This window comes from Cycloclasticus sp. (assembly GCA_040743155.1).
Taxonomy (GTDB): Bacteria; Pseudomonadota; Gammaproteobacteria; order Methylococcales; family Cycloclasticaceae; genus Cycloclasticus.
This window is the reverse complement of sequence record JBFLJU010000001.1, coordinates 762,618-775,547: the sequence shown is the minus strand read 5'-3', so window position 1 is coordinate 775,547 and position 12,930 is coordinate 762,618. Positions and strand designations below refer to the sequence as shown.

Annotated in this window: 7 protein-coding genes and 1 pseudogene; all 8 read right to left on the bottom strand. The window is 40.0% G+C overall.

Features of this window, described 5'->3' with window-relative positions; translation table 11 throughout:
* Positions 1-12: 12 nt before the first annotated feature.
* Positions 13-1,128: an NADH:flavin oxidoreductase gene (locus tag AB1Y31_03735; GenBank protein MEW4982275.1), complete on the bottom strand. Its 1,116-nt coding sequence runs from the start codon at positions 1,126-1,128 to the stop codon at positions 13-15.
* A 31-nt stretch (positions 1,129-1,159) separates the two neighbouring features.
* Entirely contained in the window at positions 1,160-2,299 is a 1,140-nt protein-coding gene (locus tag AB1Y31_03730; protein MEW4982274.1) for a hypothetical protein, read from the bottom strand.
* 65 nt (positions 2,300-2,364) lie between these two features.
* Positions 2,365-3,720, bottom strand: a complete 1,356-nt coding sequence (locus AB1Y31_03725) for a DUF1329 domain-containing protein (GenBank protein ID MEW4982273.1) — start codon at positions 3,718-3,720, stop codon at positions 2,365-2,367.
* A 24-nt stretch (positions 3,721-3,744) separates the two neighbouring features.
* Positions 3,745-5,829 (bottom strand): DUF1302 family protein, encoded by a 2,085-nt coding sequence (locus AB1Y31_03720; protein MEW4982272.1) that lies wholly within the window; start codon positions 5,827-5,829, stop codon positions 3,745-3,747.
* Positions 5,830-5,899: 70 nt separating this feature from the next.
* A complete protein-coding gene (locus AB1Y31_03715) occupies positions 5,900-8,317 on the bottom strand; it encodes an MMPL family transporter (protein MEW4982271.1) in 2,418 nt (805 codons plus the stop codon).
* Entirely contained in the window at positions 8,317-9,540 is a 1,224-nt protein-coding gene (locus tag AB1Y31_03710) for a hypothetical protein (protein ID MEW4982270.1), read from the bottom strand. Before AB1Y31_03710 ends, AB1Y31_03715 begins: the two co-directional genes overlap by 1 nt.
* A gap of 562 nt (positions 9,541-10,102) precedes the next feature.
* Entirely contained in the window at positions 10,103-12,175 is a 2,073-nt protein-coding gene (locus AB1Y31_03705) for a sigma 54-interacting transcriptional regulator (GenBank protein MEW4982269.1), read from the bottom strand.
* A gap of 138 nt (positions 12,176-12,313) precedes the next feature.
* Positions 12,314-12,685: pseudogene (locus AB1Y31_03700) on the bottom strand (IS3 family transposase).
* Positions 12,686-12,930 lie beyond the last annotated feature (245 nt).

Sequence of the window (12,930 nt, the reverse complement as noted above, 5' to 3'; positions counted from 1 at the left end):
TTTTCATTAACGTTAGGTCAAGGTGCTAAGTGCAACTTTATCGAAGGGTTTAATACTTTCTAAATCGCCTATTTTTACTTTGTTGACCCATTCTGAGTCTCCCATTACAGCACGCCCTAATGCCACCAAATCAAACTCACCATCATTTAACCTAGAGCACAGCTCATCTATGCCAGTTGTTCCTGCTTGTGGGTCCTCCGTACCTAAAAAATGCTCAAGAGTAAACTCCTTGTCTAAACCGACACTGCCGACGGTAATTGAAGGCTTGCCCGTAATTTTTTTTGCCCAGCCAGCCAAATTCAAACTTGACCCTTCGAACTCTGGTTCCCAAAAACGACGTGTACTTGCATGAAAGATATCAACACCTGCATCACTCAGAGGCATTAATATTTCTCTTAATTCTTCTGGTGAGTTAGCAATTTTTGCAGTGTAATCCAGCAACTTCCATTGCGAAAAACGAAATAAAATTGGAAAACTCTCTCCAACAGCCTCACGGACGGCTGATACTACTTCAGCACCAAAACGGACTCTTTTTTGTATATCTCCACCGTATTCATCCGTGCGTTTATTTGTTTGCTCCCAGAAAAATTGGTCAATTAAGTATTGATGTGCACCATGTATTTCAACTCCATCAAACCCAAGAGTTTTTGCGTCTCTCGCGGCCTGTGCATATGCCGCTATAATTTCAGTTATCTCGAGTTTATCAAGCCCTCTAGTAATAAGTTTACCATCCTCAAAAACATCAATTGGCCCAACGCCACATTCAGACGGCACTGGTTCTGTTCCCTCTTTTCTATGCATCCCAACATGCCATATTTGTGGAACCATTTTAGCGCCAGCTGCGTGTACGCCATCAAGTACCTTTTTCCAACCATCCAACGCGTCTTTTCCATAAAACCTAGGCACATCACTATAAGCATTTGAGGCACGATGGTTAATCGTTGTTCCTTCAGAAATAATGAGGCTAATACCTCCTTCAGCTCTTCGCTTGTAATAAGCGGCAACATCACTTCCAGGCACACCATTTGGAGAATGTGAACGTGTCAATGGTGCCATTACTGTTCTATTAGATAAATGTAGCTGACCCAGTTTGAATGGTGAAAATAACATATCAAATTTAGTATTCATTTCGACCTCATTTATTTAGAATAATAATTAGCTAACACGGATGCTTCAAATATGCCCAGCTAGCTATACTTCTAAAAGCAGCATTCTCACTCTCTAAAAAAGGTGTCAATAGCTCTCTTTCAGATAGCAAAGATCTACTTCCAATAGCAAAAAGTGTTTGCACCACAATATCTTCATTTTGGTGTGCAAGTCCCAAACGAAGAAACTCAATTGCCTTTCCTCCTTTTAAAACTGCTATTGATTCCATAACCCTTAGAAAAACTCTTGTATTTGTATTCTCAACTAATGATTTTTTTATAATATCCATCGCTAGGGGCGCTGGTAAACGTTTTAAACTCCCAGCAGCTATTTCACCACTAGAGATGTTTTTTGATTTAAGAATGGAGATCAATTCTTCTTTTTTTTCCCCATTCGTCACCTTCAAAAAACTTGCTAGTGCTGCAATGCCCACTCTTGGCTCATTGTCATTTATTAACGTTTTTAATCGGATAGCTGATTCCTTTATCATCAGCTCACCTAAAACTATTACAGCCATTTCTCTTACTAGAGGATCTGCGTCATTGGCAAAAACTAATGCCTCATCTTTTGCACCTTGAAACTCATTTCGCAACTTAACTATTGCATACAGGGCATATGCTTGAACTAACTTGTCCCTGTTATAAGTCTTATAGTTCTTTTTTAATTCATCTGCCAACGAGCTATTATTTGCTTTAGCAATCGCTTTCATGACCTTTATTTGATCAAACTTATTAGGGTGTTCTAGAAGATACCGACTAATAAAATTTTCTGCGCCAACCATGCCTTCGTGCTGCAAGGTATCTATCAGTAAATCTGATATTTCATCGTCAGCTGCTGCTTTGCTAATGAGTTGCTCCGTCATGCTGGCTTTATTCAATGCAGCAATTGTTGAAATGGCGGAACGGGTCAAAAATGGAGTTTGTGGGTCAATCGCCTGTAACAAAAAGTCCGTATCAAGCTGATGATCAGCCATATCCAACGCTTCAACTGCAAGAAACTTATCGTATTGGTTATCCGAAGCATAAGCCTTCTTCGCTGCGTTAATGGCTTTCGTACAATCAAAGCCCACCGCTAATGATATAGGTTGAAAACCTACAATCAAAAAGAGCGTCAAAAGTGTGTTATGAAATGTCTTTTTAGGTTGATATGTCATTTTATTCTAAAAAAGTGGGCTACTAGAGCCCACTAATAATTATTGATCCAACTACAACTAATCCCTTATTTACCTTCAGTCAGTTTATTAACATCCATAGTCCGCTTGATTTTGGAAAGCTTATCCATTGGGTAATAGGCATTCTGTGTTGGCACCAATGTGCCTCTACCATTCTGAAGATCAACCACATTAATAGATTGGAATATATTAACGTTTAAACCTGATGCGGTTTCTGACATCTTTTTACGACCAAGTCCTTGAGGATCCTCAGACCAAACTCGAGACTGTTGCCACACTTTCCAAAGTTCACCTGCTTGATCGAAAGCAACTGAAAAGTAGCTAGTATGGTTCTGCCTATCTGCAAAAATATATTTTATGGAATAAGGATGTGAAGCGCTGCGAGGCTTCTGAATAAACACATCTGTTGTTCGCAACTCCCAGTTATCATCAGGAGTCCAACCATTCGGACCTGCGAAGGTAGCATTGCGATTACGTGACCTTGCAACAGCAAGAATACGAGCCGTTCCAGCATACTCCCAATCATGATCAATTACTCGACCTGCAAAACCAAAGAAATCTTCAAGCGTATGATCGGTACCCAATAAGCTATCCGTTTTCGCCTCAACAGAAATTCTCCTAACTCGACGAGTACTTGGAACATAAGCCCATGAGTCATCCGCTTTGTTAGGCTTTAGATGCCTTAGAATCATAAAAGCTGTACCTGCAATATCAAACGGCTCATAGAAACTGGTTAGTTCTCTAAACTCCGTATCTCTCGCCATGCTCCCTTTTAACTTGTAATCTTGGTCTGCTAGATCGGCCCTATGATTAAAATAAACACGTTTATATGATGACCACAATGCTCTATTAAATGAGCCTCCACCACCAAAAAGTTCACCATAATCTTTGTTTTTTCTTAACTCATGCCCTTCGTGATCGCCCCCTTCACGTACCCAAACCCAATGAACAGGGTCCGAACTTAGGCCTTGTCGCTGCCATCTATAATTGAAGTTCCAAGCCGCTTTAATACCTGATGTTGCATCACCAACTTTTAAACTTGCAGGATCAAAAGGTTCGCCTGCTACGTAATCAACCAGTGAGCCATCTGCTGCTAAAGAAACTTTAGATTGAAACTTTGCCGTCGCATCATCATAAACCTGTGATGGACTAAGGTCTGTAGGGTCTTTGACGACTACTTTCATTCCTTCAAAGTTCATAATGCTTTCATAACCTGGTGGTATAAATGCTTTTATCTTGTCCTTGTCTTGATAAGTTATGACGTCCCCATCTTTAAAACTTACCGTAGCCGCATTATTTTCTTCAAGCCATTTTTTTACATCTGCTTGAGTATATGCGCCGACCATTAAAGGGCATGAAATACCTAATGCTATGACTAATAGCTTGATTTTCTTCATTTTCATTATTAATTCTCCCTAATAAAACTATTAAAATTGATACTGCAGTTGAAGGAATAGCTCGTCGTTGTCTCTTAAAGCACCAATACCTTCTTTAGCAAAACCAAACACAGCTTGCTGCTCATTCGCCGTTGGCGTCGTACCTGCTCCAGCAAATGCACTGAATGGGCCTACGTCAAACGTCTGGTTATCTTCCCCACCTGAAATAATATTGATTCCACCTTTAATTGAGAAGTGGTTATCGATTAAGTATTGAACCGAAGCACCAGCAACGTGAGTATCAGAACCATCCTCATACACATAGAAAGCATTTGGAATTAAACGATCTCTCATGTATTGAGTTTGTGCAAACAACGTCAAAATCAAATTATTTTCACTGGGTACAAAGCCTGTATGGCTATCACCCTCATAATCCAAATAATGCGTATTAAATAATTGCGCTGACAAGAAGAATGTTCTTAGCGGGTTTAGTGCCTTAATAAAGGTTGGTCTATCCACGCCCACTGAAAATCTAAATACATCACTGGTATCAACCCAATCCGCTTTATAGGTATTGTTTACCAGCTCATCAAATGTGTACGATGACTCGACCCTAAACACAATGCCTGTATTGTCGTCAAAGTAATCAAACGATAACCCTGTTGTGTGAACTTGATCAAACACAACCGATGTTAAACCACCTGCTGTCGTACCTTGGCTATAAAAGATGCTTGCCTTATCTTGATCAATTGCTGCTTGTGCCGCTATTTGAGCTGCTCCTGCCCCATTAGCCGCTACATAAGCAATACCAGCCTCTGGTGACATCACAGTAATTGGTGTTTCAATTGATGAGCCACCAGCACCGTCAGTTAAACCAAAAACTAGTGCATCGTTTGCAGAACCTAACGGAATACCATTCGCTAATGTATTTAAATTAATAGAGTTAAATTTAAATACTGGACCATCTCCCCAATGATAGTAATGCGATAAGGCAAAACGAACTTCACCCAACTTAAATTCAAAACGCCCACCTATTTCGGTATTTGAGAGCTTATAGTCTGGCACTTCAAATTCTGACAACCCCACTGGTATACCAAAGCCAGATGGTAAACGCCCATCACCTGCGACACATACTGTTGAACCTGGTGCACCTGCAGCGCCAGCTGTTGCGGCAGAAACGCAAGGATCCGGTGAAAAATACGAATTAAACACAGCAAACGTACCGATCTCTTTTGCAAATGGGTGCGCCCATGCTTGCGCATGGTTGCCTAAACCGACTGGTTTAAATTCATCAAAGTTCCATACAACAGTAATAGCCGATTCTTGTAATGGCCCAATATCCCCGGCTTTGTATTGGAGCGAGGCGGCCCATTCTGGCACTCGAATATCTTCAAACGGATCAAAAAAGAAATGCTGGCCAAAATCCATTGGGTTAACGATATCTTGCATTCTGAAGAAATCTGTTTTACCCCAAACAATTTGTTGTTTACCCAAGCGAAGCCACCAATCACCGACAATAGCATCAACGAAAAGCTCTCTTAATGGATAGAAGTCACCGGATGTATCATTACGATTCAATGCAACGTCTCTAGAGCTAGTATTAACGTTTGGGCAATGTTTACACGCTAGTTTATGGTCGCTTAAAGGTGCAACTAACGGGAAGTTTCCCGCGTGATTTGCAATCACTTCAAATTGATTTAATCTATTGGCAGACCATATACCTTCATTAACATTTTTTAACAAACCACCTGTAGATAGCGAACCACTGGGCAGCGCAAATGCAAAATCAAACCCACTATAAGCCAAAGGATCTGTCGCAAAATTTAAGCTTTCACCTAAATAAGAGACTTTGTCATCTCTAGAATTAAACAAAGTATCATATTCAGGGCGGATAACCGCATTGATACTAAACTCATCAAAAATACCAAACTCTTCGATTTTCCAAGCAGCTTCAATTTGCAATCTTACAATATTTTGTGTTGCTTCATGCTCACCTAAACCATACCTCGTTTCATTTCTAAGATAGCCAGAATACTCTAACTCCCCTCCGGCCAAATCTATCGACTGACGAGCCATACTCGAGCCAGTAAACAGCAGCAGCCCTATAAGCCCAATACAAATTAACCTTATTTTCATAGTTTTCCCCTTTACTTCATTATTTTTAATAACCTAGTTACATCTACCTCTACACCTACATCAATTAGTCTTACTTTTTTTGCCCCAGTTTTTTATCTAACCCCTTTGCTAAAAACTTAGGCTTCAATACTCTAATGAGCAAAGGCACGATAGTGATAGCACCAATCATATTACTGACCATTAACAAAATAAGGAGTATCGCCATTTCACTATTAAAGCGTAAGGCCGAGCCTGGTATCCAATACACAATGCCGCCAACGACCGTCACGGCAGTAAAAACAACTGCAGCACCAGTCGTTCTTAATGTGGTGATAATGGCTTCATTTAACTCTTTCGTTTTATCAATTATTTTGTCACCCACTTTAAGCATATTGATGTGATATTCTTCTTTGATTCTGTCGATAACATAAATGACATAATCAACCCCAATACCTATACCAACAGCTGTAACCGGCAACGTGTTGATGTTTAGACCTATTTCACGAAACCCCATATAGGCACGGTTAATCACAATGGCTAAAAACAACACAACAAACACAAATAACGCTGCAACAAATGACTGATAAGTGACAATTACCGATACCATTACAACCATTAATATCAATACTGTTTGCATCAATTCTGAATATTCCACCTCTTCATTGGAGGCGGCTGTAACACCAATGATTCCACCAGCTAAATAATATTTAACCCCTTCCAATGGGTGCGTCTCAATAAACTCCTTGGCCCGTTCTATTGCTGCATCAACAGTACTCCCAGTTGCATCCTTAAAATAAACAACAAAATTGGCGCGTCTTCCTTCAAGGTCCATATATTCTTGGATAACACCAGGTACAGCGGCACCCGCTTCATACATAAACAAGGTATTGCCTATGTTTTTTTGTGAATTAGGCAAGATATACCAGCGTGGGTCATCATAGTGATACAGTCTATTCACTGAACGAACCAGGGTTGGTAAGTCGCGTGTACCCCCGAATTTAGGCGCATCTTGCATATGTTCAATAAACGCTTCCATTGTCTTTGCTACATCTGGGCGCTTAACAACATGGGCTTCCTCGCCTTCAATGTAGATACTAAGCTGATTAGCGCCTGCAAATTTTTCTGAAATTCTTTGCGCCGCTTGGTTGTATTCTGAGTGTTCGAATAATAATGGTGAGCCAGGTTTATTTTCGCCAACCGTTACCTTCCCCCCATAAAAGAAACCGCCCATTAAAATAACTATGACTAAAACTGTAACCGGTATAGTCGACTTTCCAGATACTAAAAAACGCCCTAATGAACCCATAAAATTTGATGCGAAAGAATGTGTCACCTTCCCCGCTTTCTGTCTAATAGGCACTGGAAAAGAAAGTAATAGCAAGGGCACCAAAATTGACACTGTAACGATGTTGCTTAATGACCAAAAACTACAGTAAACGCCTAATTTAGAGATCATTGGAATTGAAGAAACTGACAACACAAGCAAGCCTGCAGCATCAGTAAAGATTGCAATAAAGGCAGGGATCATTAATTCACCCATTGAAGTTCGAACAGCCTCTTGAGGAGATGCACCATTCCTTCTTTCGTCTTGAAACCTCTCAATCAATTGAACGCAATGACTCGTTGTACGTGCAGAGATTAGAATCGGCACAACTAAAATTAACGGGTCTAGGTTATAGTCCATCCATCCGACTAGACCTAGCCCCCAAACAGCCGATAGCAACGTACAGAATACTGGAATAAACACACCAGAAATCGCACGAAAATGCATAAACAATAAAACGATAATAATAAGGAAAGTAATAAAAAATATTTGGTAAAGCTGCTCTGAATAGCTGTAAATCCACCCTTTGAGCATTGGCTCGCCAGCAATATGCAGCAAGGTTTCACCATCTTTTTCTATCTCATTTTTAAGCTCAGAGAGACGAGTATGTATCTGTTCATAATCCAGTCTCTTCTCATCAAACCCTGCTGTTATTAAGGCAGAACTTCCATCTTTTGACACGTAAGTTCCATAAACAATGGGGTTATTAAGTATTTCTTCTTTAAGTGTTTTTAGGCCAACTATATCCGAAGGAACCTCTCTAGGCAGAACCGCTCTTGAAATTACCATTCCTTCTTTATTAGTCTTAACCACTCTGATTTTAGCGTGGGCAATACTAGCAACTTGATAATGGTTAACGCCGCTGATCAAATCAACTTGTTCGGTTAAATACTTAACCTTGTCTAAGGTTTTTTTAGTGAATAAGTCACCCTTTTTGGACTCTAAGGACATCGTAATAACATTTGCCCCACCGAACACTTCTTTCATCCGATTGTAGTTCTTAACGTACTCGTGTTGCTGTGGCAATAAATCAGAAAAACGTGAAAAAATCTCTATTGACGGAATCGAATATGCCAACAGCAAACTCGGCAAAAGAACTAATATGTAGGCAGTTTTCCGGTGTTCAACTACCCAGTTCGCGATCCTAGCGGAAACTCGGCCCGCTTTACTATGTACCTCAGTCATTAGTTCACACTCCGTAAAACCAGTTTATGCCATGTATCATTTTTATATAGGACCAATGAGCCTCGGCCACCCGCCACTAAATGCGAACCATCACCCAGGCTAATGACAGCTTTGAGCCAAGCAATCAAATCCAAGCTTGATCGATCTGCTATGTCCCATTCACCACCCTTTAGTATCGCCACTGTACCAACTGCACCCGCTGCTATCGCCCCACCTTCGCCTGATAAAGCAACGTCAAAAATACCATTGTCATTCTTCATATTGTGCTGAACCCAAGTTTCACCGCCGTTATGAGTCATAGTTGCAACCCCACCAGCGCCAACCATCACAACATTTTGATCGCTAGCGCTACTTTCTATCCAGTAAGGCATAACCACTTCTTCTTGCCTAACATCTTCATATATACTCTTCCAGCTGCCATCCTCATCTAAGATAATGACCGTGCCAAACTCTCCAGCAATCAGCACTGTGCCCATGCCATAGCTAACTGTGTTAAGTGAAACATCTCCTGCTTGGAATTGAGGACCTGGCAGATAGCTAAATTCCAGTTTTAAATTACTGGATTCATCAAGCGGATTAACAATTTCAATATTCCCTGCATTAGCATCAAGGTAATAATCCTCATCTTCCTCCACCTTTTTTCCGTTTACCGTTGCACTAAAAACAAATGTTTCAGGGATGATATTTGACACACCCAAAAACCATGTCGTAGATGAGTTCGACGTTAGTGTCACAGATTTCTTAACTTCATCAATGATCAAGGTTTCCCAAGTTTTCCCTCTATCTTTAGATTTAGCAATTAGTCCCCTTGGCCCAACAGCCCAAACCTCATTACCCTTAACGGCCATATCAAGAATCGGGTCTTTATATTCAGATAGTGCTTTGACATGTTGTAACTTTCCATTAACAAGCCGATAAATATCACCTTTTGAAGTTCCAATAACTGCTTCTTCAGCTGAAAACGCCTTAATAACAAGGATATCGATAGACAAAGGTGCCATCAGCTCTTCGAATCTAGCACCTTCTTCTGAAAGCCTAACTTTTCCTAAAAACCCCCTATACCCACCAATAAAAAGCTCTTGGGTGTTGGGAATACGATCAATGGAAAGAATATCTGAGGTGATTAGCTTACTGACATAGGTTTCAGCTTTAGACGCCTGAGCCTGAGCCTCCACCAAAACCAATAAAACTAAAAACAAACTTCGTGAAAAAATACTTAACATAGCCAGAAACTCCATTAATTTATAAGAAGTTCTGCACTTTCTATTCCATGTTTATTTTTTCTTTTTAAAACAGAATGTTAAACAACATTATTTTAATAATACTGGCGTTTTAATATTTGTTTGTACTAATTTAATACACTTGTTAGGTTCATTAGTCTCATATTTATACAATCGAATAAACATCCAACGTCACTAGCGCAAATAAGACATACCAATAAGAAAAAATGGGATTCAACAACATGTTCAAACACAATGATTTGTGGATGTAATAGTTATTAACTAATGTGTAAGGTGATGACTGAGAGGAGACGACTTGAACGATTAAAACCAAGATTAGCTCACTGCCGCATGACCTAAGGTAGGCCTGTCACCCCATTTATGAGCAACTAGCATGTATCACTTGATGATATTTCAACGCTGGGGAAAATATTTTCCCCATAAATAAAAACAGCTTGCTGTACTAAAAGATAGGGTAACTCAGCTTCAGCTCTAAAAGCTGCAGCAGATAAGACGTTCTTGATAGAAGAAGGCTAAGTATGCTTTAGCCACGTTTCAAAAATAATTATGAGTAATCTGCCAACTGATATTTTTGCATTTTTTTATAAAAAGTGCTTCGCGCAATACCTAAATGACTCGCTGCCTTAGAAACATTCCCATCCTTTAGTTCAAGTGCTTGAATGATTGCTTCATGTTCAACTTTTTCGAGGGTGCTACCCGAAGAAGAGCTTATACTGGTTTGAGTTACAAGCATCCTTTTTGGAATACATTTAAACGTTAGCTCTTCATCTGCATTCATCAAGAAACAATTTTCAGCAAAGTTTCGTAACTCTCTTATATTCCCTGGCCAATGATGCTCTTGAATCGCCTTAGTAAAAGCGGCATTTGGCGTTGAGGGCTCGCCACAATTTTCCCTAGACACTTTGTCCATAAAATAACTGAATAAAATAGAAATATCTTCTTTATGCTCCCGCAAAGGCGGTAATTCAATGGTGGTAGCATTTACTCGATAATATAAGTCTTCCCTCAAACGACCCGCTGCCATTTCTTTTTCTAAGTTTTTATTGGTTGCCACTATGATTCGCGCGTTGACTTGGCGAACCTTCGATTCACCAATTCTAACCACTGCCCTCTCTTCCAACACTCTAAGCAAATAAACTTGTAGATCTAAAGGTAATTCACAAAACTCATCTAATAAAATCGTCCCATTTTGGGCAGCTTCAAACTTCCCAATCATCCCACCTCGTTTTGCTCCTGAAAAACTACCTTCTGCATACCCAAACAATTCACTTGCCAACAATTCTTTTTGAATGGCCCCACAATTCACAGCAACAAATGCACCCGTTTTACCACTCAAGGAGTGAATTTCCCTTGCCATGACATCTTTTCCTGTACCTGTCTCCCCAGTAATGGTCACGATTGCATTAAAACCTGACAGTTTTTTTGCTAATTTACGAAGCCCTACGACAGTATCACTAACACCGACTAACAAGGTTTCATTGTCGCCGTAATCATTCTTTTTCTTAAAAGCCTGTTGCTGTTTCTTTACTTTATTCGATGTAGGAATAACAACAATATGCCCCGCAATTTTTTCACCATCCATAACAGTTTCAATCCATTCACTGCTAACACCCTCTGGCAAGTTATCTATGTCGATCTGACCTACAGACATTTCATCTATTCTTGATCCAATAGAGATTTGTTGCAAGAAGCTTGGCAGTTCTTCAGGCAGAGAAGTGACTTCGTTACTCACCCAGACCAGAAAGCCTTCTTTGTCAAAAACCATGATTTTTTCTTTATGCCACCGCCGCATTATCTCCATACAATCTTCAATCAAACGGTATTTGGATCTATTTCGTTCCTCATTTAAACGGTACTCAATGCACGAAGCCATTGAATTAACCCAGCCGAAATTCATTGACAAAAACGAATGTTCAGGCCCCGTGGTATCCAAAACCCCAAGCACTCGCCCATCCCGTAAGTCCCTTATTGGTACCGCAGCGCAACCCCAAACCTGAGTCATATTACAGTAATGTTCTCGAGCAATGACTTGTACAGGGCGCTTCAATGAGATGGCTGTTCCTACTGCATTAGTTCCAACTTGCTCTTCAGACCAGTTACTTCCGATCACTAGGTGCTGTGTATCAGCCATCATAAGTGAACTTGTATTACCTTCTCGCTCAAGAATTAACCCTTCCGCTGTCGTCAGCAGCATAAAAAGCTGGTTATCGTCTAAAATATTTCTAGCATCTTTAATAATTGGCAAAGCCGCTTTCCGTAACTCCAAATAAATGTCACTCGCTACATTCAAGTCAGGAGTTTTCTCAATATCAGGGGCTTTGCTCTGTTTTTTATTTACTTGAAACTGCCGTGATCGATTCCATGACTCAAGGATATCTTTTGAAACATTAGGTTTATCAATCTTTATGTCACAATTGAAAAGTTCCCAAGCCTTTTCTACATTTCTCTGATAATCCCGACCACGACTAATATGTAAACTACCCATAACTATTCCCCCTTCTCGCCCCATCTTTAAAACGGTTCTTCTTATGTAAGAAGAATCAGCTAGACCACTTTTATTCAATGCATTTTTTTTCAATAACAGGTCAATTAAAAGAGTTTTTTGCAAAAAAAACAAACACTTTTCGTGACCCACTAGCATCTTTGTTTTCTAGATGCTACCCCAATGCCGAATAAAAGAAAAGGAAACTAATAGTTGAGCTGGCACTCTTCGCTTAATTACATTCTTCAAAATTACTGGCAAGCCCCTAGTTTTTTAGACAGCCTTTAACTTCTTAATATGTTGTTCTTCAAAGAACGACCGGAGGTAGCCCGCCATTGTGCCCATAGTTTCTTTTCTGGTTGTAGTAAAATTCTATGTAATCAAATATCTCTGAGCGTGCTTCAGCTCGCGTTTTGAATATACCCCGCTTAATTCGCTCTGCTTTTAGCAATGAGAAAAAGCTTTCGGCAACAGCACTATCGTGTCAATTTCCTCGGCTGCTCATGCTTAGTTCCAGGTTATGGTCATCTACAAATTTCTTCCAGTCGCTGCAGGTATATTGCACGCATTAATCAGAATGAATGAGGACTCGATCTTTGGCTTTCGCCGCCAAACGACCACCAACAATGCGTCGATCACTAAGTCAGTGATCTTTAGCTTTCCCTATTATGGACTAGGTCAGCGTTAATCATTGGGTTACTGGCTCGAATCCAGTCGACGGAGAAAAACGCCGAGAAATAACAGCTCTGGGAGATGGTCAAATCTGAAATCACACTCGCACATCTTCAATCAATTCTAGTGATTCTCTATTTTTATTAGTGAACGCTGTTTTAAATCAAAAAAAAACATTTAAAGACAACCTAAACATGACCGTTAACTTATACTCAAGA